Below are 22,200 nucleotides of genomic sequence, written 5' to 3'. Positions count from 1 at the left end.
GACGACTGCTAATACTGTGTCGTAATAACGTTTAAATATAAAGAAATCGAAAAGGAGCGTTTATGTCCGCGAAAATATTAATTGTTGATGATGAACAGGCAATCCTTTACTTATTGAAGATTGTTTTAGAAAAGGAAGGTTTTAATCAGCTGTATTGTGCAGAGAGTGTAGCAGAAGCAGAGCGAGTGTATGAGGAGATCCATCCGGATCTGATTATTTTAGATGTCATGCTTCCAGACGGCGATGGCTTTACTTTTTGTAGTCGTCTACGAAAATGGACAACCATTCCGATCTTATTTTTAACCGCCAAGGATCATGATCTTGATAAATTACTGGGATTAGGAATTGGCGGAGATGATTACATTGTTAAACCGTTCAATCCATTGGAAGTGGTCGCGCGGATTAAAGCACAGTTACGTCGCCAATCCTTCAATTTGGTTTCTAGACCGAAGGATACGATAAGAGGTCCCGAAACAGAAGTTTTGCGGTTCGGGCGCAGTCAGATATACGTAGCAGAAGGAAGGCTAGTGGTCGATGGGAATGATGTTCCTCTTCCAGCGAAGGAATTTCAATTGCTTGTATTCTTAGCACGACGTCCCAACCGTATTTTTAGTAGGGCTCAATTGTATGAAGAAGTATGGGGCGAGGAGAGTTTCGGTGACGAAAACACCGTCATGGTTCATATTCGCCGGTTACGGGAGAAAATTGAGATTAACCCCTCGCAACCGGTGCATTTATTAACCATTCGAGGCCTTGGATATAAATTGATTCCGGAGCCATCGAAGGTGCGAGAATGAGTCTCATAAGTAAGCTGACGACTCGTTTTCTATTGTGGTTGGGTGTTGTATGGGTGATCATGATTGCATTATGGATGTCAGTCGTTCTCTACTTTTTTAATTTTTATGGGGTTTCAGACTCTCTGGGTGGAGATGATTACAAAGCACAGGATATATATGAAGGGGATTGGTTACGAGAGATTGTAAAAGGTACAGCGGTTATTAAAGGGCACGTCAAGGTCAGTGATCGTGTGGAAAAGACCTTGGATCGGCGAGAGTCAGGTTTGCAGATTGTAGATGGTCGAGGGAGAGAGGTCTATCGTCGGGGGATGAATCATGATTGGCCCTCTCACATTAGTCCAGGAGAGCTATTGCGTGAAAAGAGGCTAAATGAGCGCTCCCTATTTATTTGGCAAAGTCGGAAGCAGGGGAAGTCGTATAGCTGGATTTTGCGGAGGGATGATGAGTTTTCTTTACAAAAATTAGCTTCAAGTACGCCCGTTACCAAAGGGAAAGTGGACTTGTCAGATAGTTGGAAGGATGAAGTGAAGAAGAGAAGGGGCTGGATACAGGTTCTGGACGCACAAGGTGACGAAGTGGTTAATTTTCGCCGTCCTGAGGCCCTTCCAAATCATTATGCCAGTGGTGAATTAATTGAACGAGTAAAGAATACTCAAGATCACTGGCAGGTCAATGTTTGGTATGAATCAAAGCGAAAGTGGACCTGGATATATGGTCAACCGGGCTTAGACATTGAAACGCAATTAAGCAATCGGTGGAGGATTACCTATGGATGGGGGATCCCTTTGTGCGTGGGGATCGCCTTATTAATTGCGTGGTTTTTTGGGAGGCGCTTAGGAACTCCCTTGCTTCATATGGTGGAATGGATAGAAAACTTGGCAGCAGGAATATTCCAAGAGCCCTCCACTAAGCATGGACTTCCCAAAAGTCGTGGGATGGATGGGAAGTCCCTTCGCCGACCTTTTCGTCTTTATCAAGATGTAATCAAGGTACTTGAAACCCTAACCACCACTTTAAAACGTTCAGAAGAAGAACGGGATCGTTTAGAACGAACAAGGGAGGAGTGGATGACAGGGGTTTCTCATGACATAAAAACCCCTCTGGCTTCTGTGAAAGGGTATGCCGATCTACTTGAAGCAAAACAGTACCAGTGGAAAGAAGAAGAGGTTCGTCACTATGCTCAAATCATTCGCGAGAAAGCAGAACATATGGAGCGGTTGTTAGCTGACTTTAATCTGACCTTCCGCCTTGAAAATGATGCACTTCCCTTGGTGAAAAAGGATATCGATGTAGTGGAACTGGTCCGTCGATCAGCGATTGACCTAAGCAATCATTCCCTCTCAGATGAACAGCAAATTGTGTTTCAAGCACCTGAAGAAACACGACTAATGTATCCCTTGGACGGTCATTGGTTTAAGCGAGCCATTAATAATTTAGGGATGAATGCGTTATTGCATAATGCTAGGGACACAACGATTACACTTGAAGTGGATAAGTTGTCAGCGGATAAAGAACCGTCGAACGCTCATGGTGGAATCATCATTCGCATTCGTGACAATGGACGGGGAATGGATGAACAGACCCTGGTACACCTCTTTGAAAGATATTATCGGGGAACCGATACGCGCTATGATGAAGGAACGGGTCTAGGTATGGCGATTGCCCGCCGATTGGTTGAAGCTCAAGGAGGATCGCTTCATCTGCAGAGCCAAGTAGGCAAGGGAACTTCAATAACAATTACATTACCTGATAAAAGTTAAGCTTCTGTTCAGGTGATATTTCACTCCCCTTTAACTTCATGAAGTAGCATAACGATTGGAGGTGAAGAGGATGTCTGAAACCGATATCGTTGTACAAACAAAGGGCTTAACCCGATGTTATCAAAAGTTCACAGCAGTGGATCACGTTGATCTAACCATCCGCCGCGGTGAAATTTATGGTTTTCTTGGCCCGAATGGCGCTGGGAAGACAACAACCATTCGTATGTTATTAGGATTAATTCGTTCCACTTCAGGTCAGGTGAAGATTTTTGGTGAATCGCTAGAAGTTAAGAAGAAAGAAATTTTACGAAGAGTAGGGTCGTTAGTCGAGTCGCCTTCTTATTATGGTCATCTGACTGGGCAGGAAAACTTAGAAATTGCGCGTCGAATTCTGGGGGTGTCCCCATCTAATATCGAGCACGTGTTGGAAAGGGTGCGTTTAACGAACGTTGCCGATAAAAAGGTGAAACAATATTCATTGGGGATGAAGCAGCGCCTTGGAATTGCCCTCGCATTACTAGGGAATCCAGAGATTCTTATATTAGATGAACCGACCAATGGTCTTGATCCGGGGGGAATGCAAGAGGTACGATCCCTGATTCAGGAGCTTTCGAAGGAGCAGGGTGTAACCATCCTTGTATCAAGCCATCTATTGAGTGAAATTGACCAGATTGCTCATCGGGTTGGAATTATTCGGCGAGGCAAGATGATCTTTCAAGATCGTATGGAGACCTTGCGTGAAATGAGTCGTCCTCGGATGCGATTGGGTGTAAACCGTGTGGAGGAAGCAACGCGTTATCTCACGAAAATCGGCTGGTCTGTGTCCTGTGAGGGAGAGCATATATGGAGTGAAGGTCTAACCAATCAAGAGACCGCCACGATGGTTGAAACCTTGGTTAAGGGAAAGTTTTCGGTGTATCGTATCGAGGAAGTGAAACAACCACTGGAAGAAATTTTTCTTGGTTTGACAGGAAAGGAGGAGGGGCTATGATTCTTCGCCTCCTTCTTGCGGAAGGGTTAAAAATCAAACGGACATGGATGGTTATTCTGCCAATGCTCGGTGCCCTCGGTATCCTGGCCGTCCTCATCGTAGACTATCGTTTGCGTTCAGAATATATTCTTGGTAAGTACCCAGATACCGTAACGGGGTTTCTTCTGGAAGCGCAAATCATTTTGCCGATAACCATCCTGATTGGTGGCAGTCTTCTTGCCTCCTTGGCGGGTAGTATGGAGCATCAGGGAAATGCGTGGAAATATGTATTAGCGCTACCAGTTTCCCGGTGGCAAGTCTATCTGGCTAAATTTTTGATCCTTTTTTTTCTCATGCTCCTTTTCTCCGGTGGTGCTACGGTCTCATTGGCCTGTCTTTGGAAAGGGTTAGGATTGACTGGAGAAGTGCCGTGGAAAACATTAGCCATGGGTGTCACCTGGCCTGTCATTGCGGCCTTGCCTGTTCTCGCCATTCAACTCACCCTTTCGCTACGTATGAACAACCAGTCAGTTCCCATCATCGTTGGTGTCCTAGGTGCTCTTTTTGCGCCTGCATTTGCCAACTGGCTTCCCTGGTCCTATGTCTTTCAGGTGGTTCCCGTCGATTATGCGATGAGTAGGCGATTCGAAAATGATCCATCGTTATGGTTACCCATTGCTTTAGGCGAAGGACTGATTTTTTTCATCGTGGGGATGGCACTGTTTCAACGGCAGGAGGTGCATTCATGATGAGGAGCTTCTCTCGCTTATTCATAGCAGAAGGGTTGAAAATGCAAAAGAAGCGATTGTTATTGCTGCTACTGATCGGTCCGCTGTTAGCAATCTTATCCAGTTTGTCGATTGCTGGAATGTCTACGAATGCAGGGGAAAACAAGTGGGTGATGATGTATACCCTGTCAGTATTTAATTATGGAATGATTTTCTTCCCGTTGATCGCAGGAATTTTTGCCGCTCTTCTCTGTCGATACGAAAATCATCAGGGTGGATGGAAATTACTTTTCACCTGGCCAGTCTCCCGTTCGGTGGTTTATTTTGCTAAATTTTCAGTCCTCATTGTCACGCTGGCAATTTCTCAAGGGATCTTCTTTCTCTTTTCAGTGGGGGCAATTGTTCTTCGAGGGGATGTTTCTCAAATCGAGTGGGTGGTGCTTGGACAAAGTATCTTCTTAGGATGGCTTGCGATCATTCCCTTAGCGGCACTACAATTGTGGGTCTCGTTTTTGTTTAAAAGTTTTGGAATCCCCCTTGCCATCAATGTCTTGTTTACGATTCCGAACCTCTTTGCTGGAAATTCACAAGAATACGGTCCTTGGTATCCCTGGGCACAACCTGCACTTGCCATGATTCCTCAATCTCAAGTAGTGGATTTCAAACTAGCTGGAATAATAATCGGAGGGTTTCTGCTCTTTTTTATAGGAGGGTGGATGCACTTTAATCACCGAGATATGCTGGAATAAAGCGGTTGATGAGTCCAAGTTCACTCTTGTGTTAACATTCTCCCTATACGGAAAAGGGGGACTTTTTATGAAAGAGAGGGTATGTAATAGCGATCCAATTCAAGAGATCCTTCGGGTGGGTAAGGAGATGTATCGGAAGGGCTTTGTCGTCGCCAACCAAGGGAGTATCAGTGTCCGTGTGGCAGAGGATCAATTCCTACTCTCAGCGAGTCACCTTCCTATGGAGGAACGAACCGAAAGAGAGATTCATCGGATGGATGGGAGTGGGAATCTGGTCGATGGAAGCGAGGAGACGACTCGCCTGCATCGTGTTCATGCAAGGATCCATCAATCACGCCCCGATGTTACAGCGGTGATTTATGCTCATCCCCCAACAGCTATTGGTTTTACGATCGCAGGCGTCTCCTTCATGGACCCCGTTGTCCCTGAGATGGTGATACGTTTAGGTGGAGTGCCTACTGTTTCCAGTGGTGTAATGGTTGAAGACGGAGGGTTAAAACATCTTCAACACCTACTTCCCTTCCATGATGGATTCCTATTAGAACGTCTGGGAGCGATTACGTTAGGAGATAGCGTAATGGATGCATGGGGAAAGATGGAGCTGATCGAACAGGTTGCACAGGTTCGTCACACCGCACGCACGTTAGGAAAAGAACGTGTGTTATCGACTGAGGAAGTGGATCATATTCTGAAGGAGAAACGAGGAGGACCTTCCGCCTCGGTTTCAAAGGCAAAAAGAATCATGCTACGACGGTTTACCCATACACAAGAGGAAACCATCGACATCGATGAACTCGCCATCCAGTCCTTCTTCGATTAAGTTGCATTCATCCAATAGGGAAAATACCCAAGCAAACTAGACAAGTTTTGTTAACGTTTAGCCTGATGGTGGGATGAGAAGGGTGGGGCTTAATGGACGAGTGGATACATTGGATGTACTAAATTTTCCTGACTTTGCATAATTGATGACAGTAGCATGATAATATTCACGTAGAAAAAAGGAACTTGGCGGGTCAAAATCGAAAGAGATGGTATGGTGACGGGAGCCGCGTTTATCCTGAGATGTTCGGGGTATACCATCACTATTGGTACAAAAATATTCGTACCCAAGAATCGACCTTTATTAAAGGGGGGCATTATAGTTGGCCTTCGTTATCACTTCAACCTGTAAAGATGAATTAGCTGCAGAATGTGTAGAGGTATGCCCAGTCGACTGTATTCATGGCGATGACGTCATGTATTACATCGATCCGGACACTTGCATTGAGTGTGGAGCGTGTGAACCGGTTTGTCCGGTAGAAGCGATCTACGAAGAAGATATGGTGCCGGAAGCAGAAAAGCAGTACATTGAAATCAATGCCAATTTTTTTAAGTGAATGATGGGACGGGCGCAGTGATTGCGCCCGTTTCGTGGTTTTGACCCTTCGCCTTATTTTCGATTCTTACAAAAAAATGAGCAAGAGCCCTTGACGTGCGCGAGCATCAGATAAATAATAATATTTGAACGGGTAAACCGTCTCCAAGTAATTGGGGTACCTCCCTGTAGTGTTGGCAAAGTGAAAAGCGTTGCCGAAAGAAGCAGGAGGGGTTTTTTTCTACCTAGTAAATGAATGACCATTCATTCATGGTAATGCAAGGCCACAGTCCCTGCGGATTATCGGAGAGGAGGAAGGACCTTTGGCGAGAATCAAAAAAGCTGCTGTGATCGGTGCTGGCGTGATGGGGGCCGCAATTGCAGGCCACCTGGCAAACGCAGGTATCCGCACGATGCTCCTGGATATCGTACCGAGGGAACTGAACGATAAGGAACAGGCGAAAGGCCTTACCCTGGAGGACAAAGCGGTACGTAATCGCTTTGCACAAACGGGGAAAGAGCGCCTCTTAAAAGAGAAACCTGCTCCATTGTTCCATAAGAGTATCGTTGAGAGAATCGAGGTCGGAAATCTGGAGGACGACCTGGATCGCCTCGGGGAAGTTGATTGGGTGATTGAGGCAGTCATTGAAAATCTCAAGATTAAACAAGATCTGTTCAGTCGGATTGAATCTATTTGGAAACCAGGTATGATCGTGAGTTCCAACACATCGGGGATTTCCATCCACGATATGGTGGAAGGTCGTTCTGCTGAGTTCCGTTCTCATTTCTTGGGTACGCATTTCTTTAACCCACCTCGTTATATGAAATTGCTTGAATTAATCCCAACGAAGGATACAGATTCTGCGATTGTGGATGAAATGAAAGCGTTTGCTGAAGAGCGATTAGGAAAAGGGGTTGTCCTGGCGAAGGACACGCCTAACTTTATTGCGAACCGGATTGGTGTATACGGTCTCGCTGTCACCTTCCAAAAGATGTTGGATGAAAATCTAGCACCTGATGAAGTGGACACGGTAACCGGTAAGGCGATGGGTCGTCCAAAAAGTGCGACATTCCGTACATTGGATCTCGTAGGCCTTGACACCTTTATCCATGTGTACAACAACGTTCGTGAGAATGTCACCGATGAAGAAGAAAAGAAAATCTTTGAAGTACCAGCATTGCTCCAAGAGATGGTGGACAATGGTTGGTATGGCGCGAAAAGCGGTCAAGGGTTCTTCAAGAAAGTAAAAGGGGAGAAGGGCAAGAAGGAAATTCATGTCCTGGATCCCGCTACGAAGGAATATCGTCCGAGCAGAAAGCTGAAAGCTCCTTCCTTGGAAATGTCCAAACGGGCAAAAACCATGAAGGAACAACTGCGTGCTCTTGTCTATGCGGATGATGCAGCCGGCCGTTTAGCTTGGTATCTCACCAAGAAAGTGCTTCTTTATTCGGCAGCACGAATTCCAGAAATTGCTGACGATATCGAAAGCGTTGACAAGGCAATGCGTTGGGGCTTCAACTGGGATCTTGGTCCTTTCCAAGTCTGGGATGAGATCGGTGTTGAAAAATCCGTTGCTCGTATGAAGGAAGAGGGAGAAACCATTCCACCTCTCGTGGAAGAACTCCTTGCTTCAGGTGCTACCTCCTTCTATGAGAAGTCACCGGAAAGCGTAAAAGCCTTCCACTTAGGTGGTCAATTCAAAGAGGTAGAAACCCATGAGCGTGAAATCAACCTTGCTCGTTTGAAAGAACAAGGGAAAACGGTAAAATCCAACCGTGGTGCAAGCCTAGTCGATATCGGGGATGATGTTCTCTGCCTTGAGTTCCATTCGCCTAAGAATGCGATCGCAGCCGATATCATTCAGATGATCACTTATGGTGTGAAGGAAACGGAAAAGAACTGGCGTGGTCTTGTCATCGGGAACCAAGGCGATACCTTCTGTGTGGGTGCTAACCTGATGATGATGTTGATGGAAGCACAAGATCAGAACTGGCCAGAGCTTGACTTGATGATCCGTCAGTTCCAAAACACGATGGGATCCCTGCGTTACCTCGATAAACCTGTGGTAGCGGCTCCCTTTAAGATGGCATTGGGTGGCGGAGTAGAGGTTTCTCTACCAGCAGACCGTCTGCAAGCATCGGCTGAGACTTACATGGGTCTCGTAGAGCCAGGTGTTGGCCTCATTCCTGGCGGCGGTGGTAACAAAGAGATGCTTCTTCGCTGGACACAAGATGTCGATCCAAAAGATGAGATCGGTCTTCAGAACCGTGTTAATAAAGTGTTTGAAACCATTGCGATGGCGAAAGTTTCCACAAGTGCGGTAGAAGCGAAGGATTATCGCTTCCTACGTGATGGTATTGATGGGATCAGCATGAATGACGATCACCTCTTGTATGATGCGAAGCAACAAGTGCTTGCGCTTTCTGCAACAGGGTATCGTGCACCAGATAAGAAGAAAATTGCAGTGGTTGGGGAAACCGGTTTTAACACTCTGAAGTTGGGTGCTTACAACCTACTTCAATCGGGTTATATCAGTGAGCATGACTTTAAGATTGCTACCAAACTGGCATTTGTCCTCTCTGGTGGGAACCTGCCACAAGGTACGCTCGTCGATGAGCAATATCTCCTTGATATTGAGCGGGAAGCTTTCCTCAGTCTTGTCGCTGAACCGAAAACCCAGCAACGGATGCAATATATGCTTACCAAAAACAAACCTCTGCGCAACTAAATCGAGTGCGTATCGTTTTTCATCATGAACACTGAAGGAGGAGAGGAACATGCGCGAAGCAGTCATCGTCGCCGCTGCACGAACCGCAGTGGGGAAAGCCCCTCGTGGTACGCTGAAGGACACTCGTCCCGATGATCTGGGAGCCGCCGTCATTCAGGATTTGATGAAGCGGACCCCCCAGCTGGACCCCAAGGAGATTGAAGATGTTATCTTGGGTTGTTCCTTCCCGGAAGGGGAGCAGGGGATGAACCTCGCCCGCGTGGTTGCTGTCCGTGCAGGACTACCTAACACCGCGGCAGGCCTTACCGTCAACCGTTTCTGTTCTTCAGGCCTACAGTCCATCGCTATTGCTGCTGAAAAAATCATGTGCGGATTCGCAGATGTTGTGATCGCAGGCGGCGTGGAAAGTATGAGCCAAGTGCCAATGGGTGGGTATAAGCCAGCTCCCAACCCCTGGCTGATGGACAATGCTCCTGAGGTCTATATGTCCATGGGTCACACTGCTGAAGAAGTAGCAACACGGTATGAAGTATCCCGGGAAGATCAAGATGCATTTGCTCTTCGTAGTCATGAGCGTGCATTAAAAGCGATTGAAGAAGGCAAGTTTAAAGATGAGATTGTGCCGATTACGGTGAAAAATCGCTATGTTGATGAGAAGGGTAAATTCAAAGAAGAAGAATTCATCTTTGATACCGATGAAGGCCCACGTAAGGGTGGCTCCATGGAGACGCTGGCAAAGCTTAAACCCGCTTTCCGTGTTGGGGGATCCGTTACTGCAGGGAATTCTTCTCAGACAAGTGATGGTGCCGCAGGCGTGATCGTTATGGCTCGTGAAAAGGCTGAAGAGCTCGGAATTAAGCCAATTGCGATCTTCCGTTCCTTCTGTGTCGGCGGTGTCGATCCGGATGTGATGGGAATCGGACCCATCGTTGCCATTCCGAAAGCCCTGGAAAAGGCTGGGATCACCTTGGATCAGATCGACTTGATTGAGCTCAACGAAGCCTTCGCTTCCCAAGCCATTCAAGTTTCCCGTCACTTGGGACTCAATGAAGAGATTATGAACGTCAATGGTGGCGCAATTGCCTTAGGGCATCCGTTAGGTTGCTCAGGTGCGAAGCTCACCGTCTCGCTTCTAAACGAGATGAAGCGGCGTAATGGAAAATATGGTCTCGTTTCGATGTGTATCGGTGGCGGTATGGGTGCTGCTGGCGTCATCGAGATGGTCTCTTAAATAAAGGAGGAATAGAAGATGGCTGAAAAAACCATCATCAAAGGGGGAAGCTTCCTCATCGAAGATCACTCCCCCCAGGATGTCTTCACCCCTGAGGAATTTACCGAAGAGCAAAAGATGATCGGTAAGACCACCGAAGATTTCGCAAAGAACAAAGTACTTCCTGTTCTTGAAGAGATCGAAGAGCACAACTTTGATCACACTGTGAAACTACTCGGTGAAGCAGGTGAGCTTGGTCTGCTTGGTGCAGATGTGCCTGAGCAATATGGCGGTCTAGGATTGGATAAAATCAGTTCCTCTTTGATCACCGAACGTTTTGCTATCGCTCGCTCCTTCGCGTTGAGCCACGGTGCTCACGTAGGGATTGGTACCCTGCCGATCGTTTTCTTCGGGAACGATGAGCAAAAGAAAAAGTACCTCCCAAGTCTTGCGTCTGGGGAGAAATTTGCTGCTTATGCCTTGACTGAAGCGGGTTCGGGTTCTGACGCTCTTGGCGCAAAAACCGTTGCCAAGCTTTCTGACGATGGCAAGCACTATATCCTAAACGGTACCAAGCAATGGATCACCAACTCTGCTTTCGCTGATGTCTTTGTTGTATATGCAAAAGTAGATGGAGATAAGTTCACCGGCTTTATCGTCGAGAAGGACTTCCCAGGGGTATCTACTGGTGCTGAAGAGAAGAAAATGGGGATTAAAGGCTCCTCTACTCGGACCTTGATCCTTGAAGATGCTCAAGTACCTGTTGAAAACGTACTTTACGAAATCGGTAAAGGTCACCAAATCGCTTTCAACATCTTGAACATCGGTCGTTACAAACTGGGTGTAGGAACCTTAGGATCCTCCAAACGGGTCATTGAAGTTTCCGCTAAGTACGCAAATGAGCGTAAACAGTTCAACACCCCGATTTCTAAGTTCCCATTGATTCAAGAGAAACTGGCTACCATGGCAGCAAAAACCTATGCCTTGGAAAGTGCCATTTATCGTACGGGTGGTTTCTTCGAGCAAGGGCTATCCCACCTGGACAACGCTGAAGGTGCAGCAGCTGCAAAAGCCATTGCTGAGTATGCTGTAGAATGCTCCATCACCAAAGTCCTCGGCTCCGAAGTACTTGACTTTGTAGCTGACCAAGGTGTACAGATCCACGGTGGTTATGGCTTCATGCAAGAGTATGAAGTAGAAAACATGTACCGTGATGCTCGGATTAACCGGATCTTTGAAGGAACCAACGAAATCAACCGTCTGTTGATCCCAGGTACCCTACTTCGTAAAGCAATGAAGGGCGAACTGCCTGTGATGGAAAAACTGGGCGGTCTCCAAGAAGAGCTCATGATGATGATGCCTTCTCTCTCGGACGAAGAGCCAGCATTGCTTGAAAAAGAAGCTGAGCTGATCGAAAATGCGAAGAAAATCTTCTTGATGGGTACGGGTCTGGCTGTCGAGAAGTATGGTATGAAGCTGGATAAGCAACAAGAAATCCTGCATGATGCTGCAGATATCGCCACGGAAATCTTCGCAATGGAAAGTGCGTTGCTACGTACCAAAAAAGCGATTGAAAAAGATGGCGAAGAGAAGTCCAAAGCAAAAGCGGAACTTACCACTGCTTATGTTTACGAAGCATTCCCTCGCATCGAACAACGTGCGAAGCGTATCCTAGCAGCGATGGAAGAAGGAGACACCCTACGTACTCAACTCTCCATCCTGAAAAAATTGACTCGTTACGACCTCATCAACGAAATTGAGCTGAAGCGGAACATTGCGAAGCGCATCATTGAAGAAGAGCGTTACGTTGTCTGATTAATTTTAGAAAACCCCTTCTGGTTTAACCAGAAGGGGTTTTTTAATCGGTTGATAAAGATCCTTTTGTCCTAGAGGATTAAAAAGCGGTATCATAAAGAATATAACTGAAATATGGACATCGGAAAGGAAAGAGGATCACCTATGTCAAACAAGCAACGACCCAGTTCATCAACAACAACGCATCAAACTCCTGAGCAAAACCTTCAGGATCGGCTAGTCACCGCCTACTTTGTGTGGATCTTTCTCGGTTTATTTGGCTTTCATCGATTTTATTTGGGGTATAAGATATCGGGCTTAGTGATGGCGATTGTAAGCTGTCTTTCCCTTGCCTTTGGCTTATTTTTCTACCAATTAAAGGGGCTGGGTGTGCCGCCGTGGATCACACTTGTTCCAATTCTTCTGTGGTGGGTAATCGATGGTTGCTTGATCCCGCAGTGGGCAAAGCGAGTGACTGGTGCACAACCGAATTAATGGATGAAGCTAGGCAATGGCACGACGGATAAAGCGAACTAACTCATCTTTGGAACGAAACCCAACCATCTGATCAATGGGCTGTCCCTTCTCAAAAATAACGAAGGAGGGGACAGCCCTTATTTGTAGCTGAGAAGGGAATGCAGGATTTTGATCCACTTGCATTTTTGTAAATATGACGTGATTCCCCATCGTTTGACTCAGGTCCTCCATGACATTAGCCGCAATTTTACAAGGGGCACAGTAGGGATTCCAAAAATCAACTAACACCCTTTGGTTTTCTGATAAAATACGATGAATCGATTGATCCGTAACCGAGAGAACAGACACAGCACTCATCTCCTTTAGGATTGGGGTGAACACGGTGGAAAAGCGGTTTTTCTTTCCTGTTGAATGGACTGCACACGTTCTTCGACATTGGATTTAATCATTAAGAGTAGAGAAATTTGCTTATCAATTTCCTCGAGTTTCTCCTCATAATAAGGGAGAATTTCTTGACAGAATGCCTCTTTGTTTTTCAAGACACAGGTTAGGAAACTGGCAATTTGTTCAGTGGTAAAACCAAGGTTTAAATAGAGCTGAATGGTTTTAACCTGCTCCAATGCGGAAGAAGGATATTCCCGATAACCATTGTGTGTGCGTAGGGGATGAAGTAGGTTCTTCTTTTCGTAATAGCGTAAAGACCGTGGACTAATACCAGATAATTGGGCGAGCTCTCCGATCCGTATGGTTTTGCACCTCCTTTAACAGGAGTAATACGATTATAATCCTTGACATGGGTGTCAAGGTCAATAGGTAAGGATGGAGTTAAAAATATTGATAAATATTCAGAAATTAAATAAGATATAGAAACAAGCTGAATGGTAGTAACCGCTGGAGGTGAGGCGCTTGCTGCAACGATGGATGGGGCGTTATCTTGCTGTATATTTAAGTGTCCCTTGTATCATCGCTCTGATCTATATAGCCCTCTATCAAGGATGGCGGGATTCCAGTCAGTTTTATCTATTTTGGTTGGGTGAATCGTATTTTTTTCCGATTCTCCCAGTAGTCGCCTTGGTGGTATGGAGAGTTCATTGGGGAAAGAAGCATCCACTTTTGTATTTATTCTTTTCGCTCTTGCTACTCACGGTGGCTTGCTGGATAGGGACCGATGATGCGAGAAAAGACTACGGTCGGGTGGAAGAGAGGACCATTCATCCCATTGGTGTGGTGGAAGATCATATCCTGACTCAAAACACCCGTTATCAAATTCCGTATTTTCCCTATGAGGAGGAGCGACTACTCACCAGTATTCGTCATAATGAAGCGGTGGATGTGTGGGTTGTGCAAGAGAAGCAGTTGATCCTTGCGTTTAAGAACCCCAAATACTCTGGCTATGGGTTTAAAGAACGATTACTCGACCTAGGTGCTGCAATATTTGCCCTCATTGTATTCGCATCATTTTTATGGGTGACCATGCGAATTTGGTGGCGGGAAGTGGAAATTTCAACAACGGAAGTAATGATTCGCAATTGGCGACAACAACCGATTCATGTTCCTTTCCAAACCATTATTTATATTCACTTCAATAAAGAAGAGGAAGAGATTCACCTGGAGACCGAAGAAATGGTATACAACTTTCCCTATCGTGAGGACAAGAAGAAAGACATGTTAGCAGCTGCAAAACTTGCAGGGCTCACTTCGTTACAGGATGGACTACGATGGGTACGAGATGTACAATGTGAAGAACTCCAATTAAACGCGGAGAATTTAATTTGTATGGGAGCGAAGGGGTGGGTTGTACCCTATCGTCAGGTGGTGGCACTCACCTGGAATACCTTGATCCAAGTGGTGCTCGAAGATGATTCGGTACATACCATCACGGATCGTCGTTATTTAGATCAAGCTTGGTTTAAAGAACTTGCGTGCAAAGTGACTCAGGGTTGGGAACAGATGAGAATTCCTTATGAAATTCAGGTAGAACCCGATACAGGAAGGATTGTTTACTCATTAACCGAGGAGTAAAGGCGTTCTAAATCAGTGTTTGCACTGGCGAAAAGCAATTCTCTAGCGTTTCTTAGGTGGCTGTCCTTTTGAAACACGCCTGAAATAAAAAATAAAAGTTAATGAATGGACAATCGATCCGATGAGGGGAAACAACGACTATGTTGAAAAAAGTAATAATTATCGCCTTAGTTATATTTGGGATTTTTATTTTTACTATGGTAGCTTCGATTCTAGCATTTAATTGGGTCATGTCCAGTTTTAGTGCTCCATAGAAGACATGGAAAGTATACGTAAGCAATATTGGATATTAAAAACAAGGGTCAGGAAATGACCCTTGTTTTTTGTGGGATTCACGGATTGGTATTTAGCATGTAAAAGCTCAAAAGAAATTCCCAGAAAAAGAAGAGAGAGAAGGCAAGAACGACAGGAACAACCCCAATGCTGACTAATAAGTGGGCAATCTTTTTGGGTGCGTTTAATTTTTTGCGCAATAGTTGATCGCCCTTCATGATGATGAAAGCAGCTATGGGAAGTAAAAAGACAATCGCATAGGCAGATACCCAGTTAGCGAGAACTTTAGTCCCTTGGACCTCTGCATAGAGGGTATTCAAATGGTAATGGTAAATGAGAAAGGACTTCCCAATAAAAAAAGTAAAAACGCTTATTGAATAATAAATAAGTAAACCGACAAGTGGGGAGATTTTCTTTCTTTTGTTCATGAAAATCCTCTCCTTGTTTGTTTACATATATTACATACCCGATACATTAAAAATTAAGCATAATTTCTCTATTCATATTGTAAAAACCCTGTAAAGATCCGCCTGGTTGATTGGATGGATGATATGATGAATGGGGTCGATTTCGGATAGACTATCGGATAAGAAAGCTGTGATGCGGGGTGGACATGATTGATGGATAACAACTGTGATTTTTCCCCACTGAAAGAAAAAATTAAAGAGAGTTTAGCCGGTATTTCTGTGCAGATCAATGGTATTGCACAGGCGATACATGTCGATCAAGGATGTTTGTTAAAGGAGTTCTCTGAGATACGTGAGCGGTTTACACACATCGAATCGGTTGCTGCTTCTTTTTATCTTCGTTGCTATCTGGCTCCCTACACCGACCTATATGTTGAATTAGCTAAGAGCATTGAACACCTTTCAGTTCGGCGGCATGGGGCGCTCATTGTTGTGCGAAGAAATGAGGACCCACATCCTTGGTTGCAACATGGAGTGCCTGTTGGGGCGTCCTTTACGGATAGTCTTATGGAATCGATCTTTTATCCTGGGAGCCCATTGCATGATGGGGCGGTGCTCATTGTTGGGGATCAGATTGTCTCTGCAGCGCATGTTCTTCCTTTGACGAACCGTTCGATTGAAGGAAGAAAATTAGGGACACGTCATCGTGCTGCGATTGGTATTACGGAACAATGTGATGCGCTATCCATTGTCGTTTCCGAGGAGACGGGACGTCCTTCTTTTGCAGTAAATGGGGAGCTTTATTCTTTCCGAGCGGAAGCCCTTCACGATCAACCTTCATTAATAGTGGAGGAGAGAGGGCTCATTCAATAGGATTGGATGATTTCTTTGTCGATTTTCTCACAAAACATATATTCCTATATGACAACGCCCTCGTCTGATTGAGGGCAAAATTTATGCTGAAAGAAAAGTTAATTATGCAATAATTCGATAAGTTCATGCATAACATGTGGAAAAATATGTATTTAATCAATGAAAAAATTTTAAAATAAGCAACTTTCGCTAATATTCGACAAGCCTGTCAAGTTATAATAGGATTCGCTTACTGGTAATTGATGGTGAGTTTTCAAGGAGGTTGACTTTGTAACATGCAGGGATCTCATTACAGAGGGGAACGAAAAAAAGTATGAAAGAGAGTAAACCCGTTTGGAAATCGATTTACTCCCATGTAACAAGCCCTTCCACATGGATGGGATACTTGTCAGCTGTTCTGATGTATTTGGCTTATGCCTTTGCAGGTGATGCCTGGCTAAATCCGGGTCTTTTGGGGGTATCACTTTTTATCGGTTTTTGCCTCCCCTATTACTCTAAAATCAGTAATCGGGTCGATGAATGGTTTGCATTTAAAACCGCGTTAGTTACACCGGGGAGAATTGGACGATTTATCATTCAGTTGATTTTTAACCTTAGCGTCTTCTTCACCTTTTTGGCTACTGGCGTGGTCCGATCGGAAGATGCTGGGGCACTGGGTGGTGTCTGGGGAATCGCGATGTTGACCACTGCGGCCTCTCAAGGAATTCAGTATCTGGCGATTGCACTAGCAAACCGAGAAATTGGAGAAACCAATCGAAACGTGGCGGCTGGATTATCGATCAACATTTTGATTACCGCAGCGGCAGCGGCAGGGTTGGGATGGACACGCCCGGCGTTTATTGTAGTGGGTATTGTTTTTGGCGTGGTCGTCTTCGGTATTGGTATGGCTTCCGACTGGCGGGGTCTCTTTCCCCGTAAGGGTGGAATTGGTGTATTCTTTGGGACGTTTAATCCGATACATAACACACATTTGGCAATCGTCCAACGGGCGATTGAAGAACGAGGATTAGAAAAGGTCATTATTCATTCCACAGTGATTCCAAAGTTGCATGCGGATGCCTTACGTAACGGTGAGATGATTCTTGCTCGTAGGGAACGAGGAATGCGGATTTATGAAACCACCGATAAAGCGGATGTTCATGTGCGTTATTTTCCGACTGGACATCGTTTTTATGAGTTTGATACCCGGAAGAAAATGATGGAATGGGCGATCGCTGAGACAGGGATGTCCGATGGTGTTGACGTGTTATCATTACCAGAAGCTTATGAAAAGAGTGGCTTCTATGGAATCTTAAAAGAAGTTCGACGTCGCTATCCTGGGAAACGCATCCATGGAATTCATGGAAGTGACCTTGGTGGTATGTGGGTACGGCGGATTTATGATGAGTCGGGCTGGATTACTCCGTTTGCTATCCGTCGGGTTGATGGCGTCTCTGCCACTGCGATTCGAGATGGTGCAAAGGGGATGGCTTCCCAGGCCGTGGAACGTTTGTTGGCAGCATTTGCTGCAGAGGAAGAGTCCGTTCGCATCAATGGATCCCTCTACGATATTCAGGATGGAATGCTTGAAGAAGTTACACCCACCCCAGAGATTGAGCAGGAAGATCATCCGCTTACCTTTGAAGAAACGGCATCGACCCGTGAGGAAGCAACGCAGGCTTCATCGTTGATGTCCAATGAAGATTCAGAGAAATTAAGTATTCGGGTTGTAGAAACGGAAGATGATCGGATGAAGACCTTCTTGGTAAGGGGAATTGTGTATATGCACGGGCAGCAATGTCCTTACCGCGAAGAGTTTGATCGCAACGATAGTTCAGCGACACAAATCCTAGGTACTGTCGGTGAAGAACCGGTTCTTACCGCACGAATTCGTTACTTCGGTGGCTTTGTAAAATTTGAGCGACTGGGAATTCGTGAAGAGTATCGCGGAAAAGGGTATGGTCATCAGCTCATCCAATTCATGATGGAATTTGCTGAAAAGAAAGGATATCGCCGTTTCTATCTTCATGCACAGACAAGGCTTGAGGAATTTTATCAGCAGTATGGCTTTAAGCGGGTAGGCGATACCTTTAACTTTTCTGATCATGGCTATATTGAAATGGTCGCGGGTGGGCAAGGGTTTGCATCCAGTACAGAAACCGAGGAATGGGTTGGAAAAGAACCCCTTCGCCTTAATCGTCCGGAAGGAAGTATGGAAGAAGAAGGGCCGATGGAAGAATCCTTGGTACGTATCGAATCCTTGAACACGAAGGCACATGAAGAGTCTGAGAAGGAAAAAGAACTAGTAACTCGATAAGAAGGAGTGGGTTCTATGCATCGAATAAAGAAATGGCACATCCAATTAAAATGGAGTTTGTGTGTAGCGTTGGTACTCGGATTGTTTCTTGTGGGTGGGATTCGTACTGAGGCAGAAGAACAAACGACTCCTTCTGTGAATGGGATGGACGCACGATGGGTGGATGTCCTGCAAAAGCTGGTCAATGAAAATTCATCCACGGATAATCCAGCGGGTGTTGAAAAAAACCGCGAGCTATTGATTCAAGAATTTGATAAACTGGGATTTAAGCCCACTCTTACTGAAGGTACACAAGGGCGGAAAGTTGTCTCTTTCCAAAAGGAAGGGGCGAAGCCGGAATTAGCGCTTCTGGGCCATTTGGATACGGTTTTTCCGAAGGACTCATCCTTTAATCAATTGACCGTGGACGGGGATCGATTATCCGGTCCAGGTGTGATTGATATGAAGGGGGGGATTGTCATGATGCTCAACATCGTGGATGAGCTAAATCGTACCCACCCTGAGCTGGCAGAAAAAATTCGTGTCATTATCAATGATGATGAAGAGACGGGTTCTGTAGGGACTAATGCGGTTTTGAAGGACCTTACAAAGGATTTGAAATATGGATTGGTGTTCGAACCAGGTCTTCCGGATGGTTCCTTAGTTACCGCCCATATGGGCGTGCGTTGGCTTCAATTGGATGTACATGGAAAAGCATCTCATGCCGGACTTGAACCGCAAAATGGAATTGACGCATGTACAGAAGCTGCGTACAAAACCACAAAATTGGCTCGCATTACAAATTACAAAAAAGGCCCCTTTGTTAACCCAGGTGTGATCCAAGGGGGGACAAAACCCAATGTCGTTTGTGAAAATGCGACGATTAAAATGGATATCCGCTTCTTTGGAGAGAAGGATCTCCAAAGAGGAATGAAGCGTATTCAAAAAATCACGAAGCATAGCACGATTTACAACCAATCATTGAAGCAGGGTACTCAGTCGGAATTAAAGCAATTAGCGGAATTGCCTCCGATGACAGAATCTTCTACGGCGGATTTATTCAAACTTGCTCAAGAAGCTGGGGGAGAGTTGGGTCAATCCGTTACGGGGACACCGGTGGGTTATGGCAGTGATGCTAACCACTTGGCTCCAAGTGGTTTGAAACTTCTCGTTGGACTCGGTCCCTATGGGGGCGGAATGCATACCGATCATGAGTATATGGAAGCGGCCAATTATGAGAAACGTTTGAAGCTAAATCTCGCGTTACTTAAAAAAGCACTGAACAAATAGGAGTGATTTCCCATGACAAAGAAAAATGCATTGGTGGTTATTGATGTGCAGCGTGAATATGTGACAGAAGGTCGTCCATTTTATCTACAAGGGATTGAACCTTCCTTAAATAATATCCAAAAGGTCCTGGCTAAAGCGCGGCAGGATGGTTGGGAGATCATTCATGTTCGCCATCTGCAAGAGGGCAATATTTTTGCAAAGGACACGGAATTCGCAGCGTTTGTTCCTGGCTTTGAACCGTTAACAGAGGAACAAGAAATCCATAAAGGTAATTTTTCATGCTTCTCATCACCTGAATTTGAACAACGTTTGTCAGAGCTAAAAGATTACCGCATTCATATTGTAGGTTACGGTTCGACCATGTGCTGTCTGTCGACCATCATTGAAGGGTATCACAAAGGATATGAAATGGTCTTTATCCACGATGCATCCCGTGCAAAACGGACAGACAAGTTTGATGAGGAATCTCATCATGCCCATGCGACGGAGTATTTAGCCACTTTCTCCAAAGTGATTGCAACGGATCAAGTTGTGAATGAAGGTGCTTCAGTCAAGTAAGAGAAGTAAGGGATGACTGCGTAAAAACAAGGGAGACACCTTAAGGTGTCTCCCTTGTTTACTTGAGGATGATTCATTTGATTAACTACGAAGAGACCGGGCTACGATGCCTGTAAACCAGTTACGGGGTAATAAGCGATTGAGAAAGGGTAGCAGTTTGTTCGATGTACCGGGAAGGATAAAGGATTTTCCTTGCTCGCTAGCCAGCAGCCCCTGACGTGCCACTTCTGTTGCTGTCATCTGGCGATTCTGTTCAAGCCCGGATACCGCTGCAAACTCACTTTCCGTACTTCCAGGACACAGCGCCGTGACGGTGACACCGCTTCCTTTGAGCTCGCGATGAAGTGCTTCGCTGTAATGGAGGACAAAGGCTTTGGTCGCCCCATATCCTGTCATATAAGGAGTCGGGAAGAAGGAGAGGACGGAACCCACTTGGAGAATGCGACCCGCCTTTCGTTTTAACATCTCGGGGAGGGCAGCGCGAGTAAGGGTGGTGAGGGCGAGGATATTCAGCCGTATCATTTCTGCTTCCTTTTCTGGGTCGGTATCGACTGTCGCCCCGTATATGCCGAATCCTGCGTTGTTAATCAAAAGATCCAGCGGATGCGCCTTGATGTAATCTTCTACACGGGTTAAGCCCTCAGTCGTAGCTAAGTCTGCCACAAGAATTTCTGCGGAACCACCTTGGTTGGTAATTTCCGAGGCGATTTGTTGCAATCGATCTTCTCTTCGTGCAACAAGCACAAGGTGAAACTTTTGTTCCGTGAGCAAACGAACAAATGCTTCACCAATTCCAGCTGATGCACCGGTAATTAATGCAGTGGGCATTTTGCACCTCCAACTATGATGAATATCAACTATTGTGAGCAATTTTACGCAGGAAAAATCATTATTTGCGGAAAAGGCTCTTCAGGATAAACAACGCATTTGCGGGACGTTCCGCAATGCGACGTGAAAAATAGGGATACCAGTCCTTACCGTAAGGGGTATAGACACGTACTTTATACCCTTCGCGCGCCAAATCTAACTGTAATGATGTGGCAATGCCATATAGCATTTGAAATTCAAACAGATCTGTTGAAATGTTGTTTTCCTTCACAAATGTTTTTGCCCATTGGATGATGGCGATATCATGGGTCGCAATGGCGGTATAGCAACCATTCCTTAAATGAGAAGCGACCAGCCGTCGATAGGCTTCATCGACATCTTTCTTTTCAGGATAAGCGACTTCCTTGGGTTCCTTATAGGCTCCTTTTACGATGCGTAGATTCACGTTATGAGTGCCGAGCTGTTCGACATCTTTATCTGAGCGATAGAGGTAGGATTGAATGACAAGGCCAATGTGATCGCGGCCATATTTTTCAAGTAAGGTGGAGAAGATGTCCATCGTGGCATCAATCCGTGGAGAATCTTCCATATCGATTCGAACAAAATTTCCAGTTTCCTTTGCCTTGGCAACAATGCGATCCATATTATCCAAGCAGAAGTACGGATCGATATCCAGACCCAATTGCGTTAGTTTAACAGAGACGTTGGAGTTGACTCCCTGTTGTTGGATGGCGTCAAAGGAACGGATGGCACCATCTGTTGCTACAAGGGCTTCTTCCCGTGTATGAACACTTTCACCAAGAAGATCAAGGGTGACCAAAAGCCCCTCGTTGTTTAATTCTTTTACTTTAAGTAACGTATCCCCCATATTTTCCCCTGCGACAAAACGAGAAGCACCCAGCTTCATTCCATACTTGGAGACCAGCCGAGTAATAAATGGATTAGCAGAGATTGTGAGCACTGCTTTACGTGTCATCGACATAACCTTTCCCTCTCAATCACGCAAATTTCTGTTAGGAATGAACGAATGAATATGCCTGTGATGGCTGAAACACCAATGATTAAACCGCTTCCATTATACAATACTTTTCTTTGAAAGATGGTCT

General features: G+C 45.5%; 21 protein-coding genes. 16 read left to right on the top strand and 5 right to left on the bottom strand.

Translation table 11 applies throughout. The annotated features are described in order from the left end of the window. Positions 1–62 precede the first annotated feature (62 nt). From CHX35_RS00450 to CHX35_RS00400, 11 genes are all read left to right on the top strand, one after another. Complete coding sequence (locus CHX35_RS00450) at positions 63–797, top strand: response regulator transcription factor (RefSeq protein WP_091832211.1); 735 nt, start codon at positions 63–65, stop codon at positions 795–797. Next, positions 794–2,557 carry a sensor histidine kinase gene (locus tag CHX35_RS00445; protein ID WP_091832207.1) on the top strand — a complete coding sequence of 588 codons (1,764 nt, stop codon included), beginning with the start codon at positions 794–796 and terminating at the stop codon, positions 2,555–2,557. Before CHX35_RS00450 ends, CHX35_RS00445 begins: the two co-directional genes overlap by 4 nt. 70 nt (positions 2,558–2,627) lie before the next feature. Continuing rightward, positions 2,628–3,548: an ABC transporter ATP-binding protein gene (locus CHX35_RS00440; RefSeq protein WP_091832204.1), complete on the top strand. Its 921-nt coding sequence runs from the start codon at positions 2,628–2,630 to the stop codon at positions 3,546–3,548. Continuing rightward, entirely contained in the window at positions 3,545–4,276 is a 732-nt protein-coding gene (locus tag CHX35_RS00435; RefSeq protein ID WP_091832201.1) for an ABC transporter permease, read from the top strand. The genes CHX35_RS00440 and CHX35_RS00435 overlap by 4 nt, the downstream gene beginning before the upstream one ends. Continuing rightward, positions 4,273–5,004 (top strand): ABC transporter permease, encoded by a 732-nt coding sequence (locus tag CHX35_RS00430; RefSeq protein ID WP_176391798.1) that lies wholly within the window; start codon positions 4,273–4,275, stop codon positions 5,002–5,004. The genes CHX35_RS00435 and CHX35_RS00430 overlap by 4 nt, the downstream gene beginning before the upstream one ends. Positions 5,005–5,071: 67 nt before the next feature. Then, positions 5,072–5,824 carry a class II aldolase/adducin family protein gene (locus CHX35_RS00425; RefSeq protein ID WP_091832196.1) on the top strand — a complete coding sequence of 251 codons (753 nt, stop codon included), beginning with the start codon at positions 5,072–5,074 and terminating at the stop codon, positions 5,822–5,824. A gap of 322 nt (positions 5,825–6,146) precedes the next feature. Further along, a complete protein-coding gene (locus CHX35_RS00420; protein ID WP_091832193.1) occupies positions 6,147–6,380 on the top strand; it encodes a ferredoxin family protein in 234 nt (77 codons plus the stop codon). 301 nt (positions 6,381–6,681) lie between these two features. Next, positions 6,682–9,087, top strand: a complete 2,406-nt coding sequence (locus CHX35_RS00415) for a 3-hydroxyacyl-CoA dehydrogenase/enoyl-CoA hydratase family protein (RefSeq protein ID WP_091832190.1) — start codon at positions 6,682–6,684, stop codon at positions 9,085–9,087. Between the two features lie 49 nt (positions 9,088–9,136). Further along, positions 9,137–10,318, top strand: coding sequence for an acetyl-CoA C-acyltransferase (locus CHX35_RS00410; RefSeq protein ID WP_091832188.1), 1,182 nt, complete (start codon positions 9,137–9,139; stop codon positions 10,316–10,318). A gap of 18 nt (positions 10,319–10,336) precedes the next feature. Continuing rightward, positions 10,337–12,112, top strand: coding sequence for an acyl-CoA dehydrogenase family protein (locus CHX35_RS00405; protein ID WP_091832185.1), 1,776 nt, complete (start codon positions 10,337–10,339; stop codon positions 12,110–12,112). A 144-nt stretch (positions 12,113–12,256) separates the two neighbouring features. Next, on the top strand, positions 12,257–12,586 hold the full coding sequence (locus CHX35_RS00400) for an NINE protein (RefSeq protein ID WP_176391797.1): 330 nt from the start codon (positions 12,257–12,259) through the stop codon (positions 12,584–12,586). Positions 12,587–12,595: 9 nt separating this feature from the next. Here the strand turns inward: CHX35_RS00400 and CHX35_RS00395 are convergent, their stop codons facing one another. Both CHX35_RS00395 and CHX35_RS00390 read right to left on the bottom strand, forming a co-directional pair. Beyond that, a complete protein-coding gene (locus CHX35_RS00395; protein WP_176391796.1) occupies positions 12,596–12,916 on the bottom strand; it encodes a thioredoxin family protein in 321 nt (106 codons plus the stop codon). 14 nt (positions 12,917–12,930) lie between these two features. Then, positions 12,931–13,308 carry a MerR family transcriptional regulator gene (locus tag CHX35_RS00390; RefSeq protein WP_342743086.1) on the bottom strand — a complete coding sequence of 126 codons (378 nt, stop codon included), beginning with the start codon at positions 13,306–13,308 and terminating at the stop codon, positions 12,931–12,933. Between the two features lie 166 nt (positions 13,309–13,474). Here CHX35_RS00390 and CHX35_RS00385 point away from each other — a divergent pair, with 166 nt between their 5' ends. Then, positions 13,475–14,590, top strand: a complete 1,116-nt coding sequence (locus CHX35_RS00385; RefSeq protein ID WP_091832173.1) for a hypothetical protein — start codon at positions 13,475–13,477, stop codon at positions 14,588–14,590. A 332-nt stretch (positions 14,591–14,922) separates the two neighbouring features. On the opposite strand, the gene CHX35_RS00380 is transcribed toward CHX35_RS00385, so the two are convergent. Beyond that, positions 14,923–15,291, bottom strand: coding sequence for a hypothetical protein (locus tag CHX35_RS00380; protein ID WP_091832169.1), 369 nt, complete (start codon positions 15,289–15,291; stop codon positions 14,923–14,925). 192 nt (positions 15,292–15,483) lie between these two features. Between CHX35_RS00380 and cdaS the strand changes: the two genes are divergently transcribed. The 4 genes from cdaS (at position 15,484) to CHX35_RS00355 (ending at position 20,266) form a co-directional block, all read left to right on the top strand. After that, on the top strand, positions 15,484–16,143 hold the full coding sequence (gene cdaS / locus CHX35_RS00375; RefSeq protein WP_091832166.1) for a sporulation-specific diadenylate cyclase CdaS: 660 nt from the start codon (positions 15,484–15,486) through the stop codon (positions 16,141–16,143). Between the two features lie 313 nt (positions 16,144–16,456). Then, complete coding sequence (locus tag CHX35_RS17720) at positions 16,457–18,439, top strand: GNAT family N-acetyltransferase (RefSeq protein WP_217895858.1); 1,983 nt, start codon at positions 16,457–16,459, stop codon at positions 18,437–18,439. A 15-nt stretch (positions 18,440–18,454) separates the two neighbouring features. Further along, positions 18,455–19,708 carry a M20/M25/M40 family metallo-hydrolase gene (locus CHX35_RS00360; protein WP_091832163.1) on the top strand — a complete coding sequence of 418 codons (1,254 nt, stop codon included), beginning with the start codon at positions 18,455–18,457 and terminating at the stop codon, positions 19,706–19,708. A 12-nt stretch (positions 19,709–19,720) separates the two neighbouring features. After that, on the top strand, positions 19,721–20,266 hold the full coding sequence (locus CHX35_RS00355) for a cysteine hydrolase family protein (RefSeq protein WP_091832160.1): 546 nt from the start codon (positions 19,721–19,723) through the stop codon (positions 20,264–20,266). An 81-nt stretch (positions 20,267–20,347) separates the two neighbouring features. On the opposite strand, the gene CHX35_RS00350 is transcribed toward CHX35_RS00355, so the two are convergent. Beyond that, on the bottom strand, positions 20,348–21,094 hold the full coding sequence (locus CHX35_RS00350; protein ID WP_091832157.1) for an SDR family NAD(P)-dependent oxidoreductase: 747 nt from the start codon (positions 21,092–21,094) through the stop codon (positions 20,348–20,350). Positions 21,095–21,155: 61 nt separating this feature from the next. Continuing rightward, a complete protein-coding gene (locus CHX35_RS00345; protein ID WP_091832154.1) occupies positions 21,156–22,076 on the bottom strand; it encodes a proline dehydrogenase family protein in 921 nt (306 codons plus the stop codon). Between the last annotated feature and the right edge of the window lie 124 nt (positions 22,077–22,200).

Origin of the sequence: Marininema halotolerans (assembly GCF_900116235.1) — a bacterium.
GTDB classification, from domain to species: Bacteria; Bacillota; Bacilli; order Thermoactinomycetales; family DSM-45169; genus Marininema; species Marininema halotolerans.
The sequence above is the reverse complement of the archived record's forward strand: the minus strand, read 5'-3'. Positions and strand labels throughout refer to the sequence as shown.

Coding starts and splice junctions, on each gene's coding strand:
- CHX35_RS00410 (WP_091832188.1), top strand. CDS start 9,137: ATGCGCGAAGCAGTCATCGTCGCCGCTGCACGAACCGCAGTGGGGAAA.
- CHX35_RS00360 (WP_091832163.1), top strand. CDS start 18,455: ATGCATCGAATAAAGAAATGGCACATCCAATTAAAATGGAGTTTGTGT.
- CHX35_RS00430 (WP_176391798.1), top strand. CDS start 4,273: ATGATGAGGAGCTTCTCTCGCTTATTCATAGCAGAAGGGTTGAAAATG.
- CHX35_RS00355 (WP_091832160.1), top strand. CDS start 19,721: ATGACAAAGAAAAATGCATTGGTGGTTATTGATGTGCAGCGTGAATAT.
- CHX35_RS17720 (WP_217895858.1), top strand. CDS start 16,457: ATGAAAGAGAGTAAACCCGTTTGGAAATCGATTTACTCCCATGTAACA.
- CHX35_RS00405 (WP_091832185.1), top strand. CDS start 10,337: ATGGCTGAAAAAACCATCATCAAAGGGGGAAGCTTCCTCATCGAAGAT.
- cdaS (WP_091832166.1), top strand. CDS start 15,484: ATGGATAACAACTGTGATTTTTCCCCACTGAAAGAAAAAATTAAAGAG.
- CHX35_RS00435 (WP_091832201.1), top strand. CDS start 3,545: ATGATTCTTCGCCTCCTTCTTGCGGAAGGGTTAAAAATCAAACGGACA.
- CHX35_RS00380 (WP_091832169.1), bottom strand. CDS start 15,291: ATGAACAAAAGAAAGAAAATCTCCCCACTTGTCGGTTTACTTATTTAT.
- CHX35_RS00425 (WP_091832196.1), top strand. CDS start 5,072: ATGAAAGAGAGGGTATGTAATAGCGATCCAATTCAAGAGATCCTTCGG.
- CHX35_RS00440 (WP_091832204.1), top strand. CDS start 2,628: ATGTCTGAAACCGATATCGTTGTACAAACAAAGGGCTTAACCCGATGT.
- CHX35_RS00345 (WP_091832154.1), bottom strand. CDS start 22,076: ATGTCGATGACACGTAAAGCAGTGCTCACAATCTCTGCTAATCCATTT.
- CHX35_RS00445 (WP_091832207.1), top strand. CDS start 794: ATGAGTCTCATAAGTAAGCTGACGACTCGTTTTCTATTGTGGTTGGGT.
- CHX35_RS00400 (WP_176391797.1), top strand. CDS start 12,257: ATGTCAAACAAGCAACGACCCAGTTCATCAACAACAACGCATCAAACT.
- CHX35_RS00450 (WP_091832211.1), top strand. CDS start 63: ATGTCCGCGAAAATATTAATTGTTGATGATGAACAGGCAATCCTTTAC.
- CHX35_RS00350 (WP_091832157.1), bottom strand. CDS start 21,094: ATGCCCACTGCATTAATTACCGGTGCATCAGCTGGAATTGGTGAAGCA.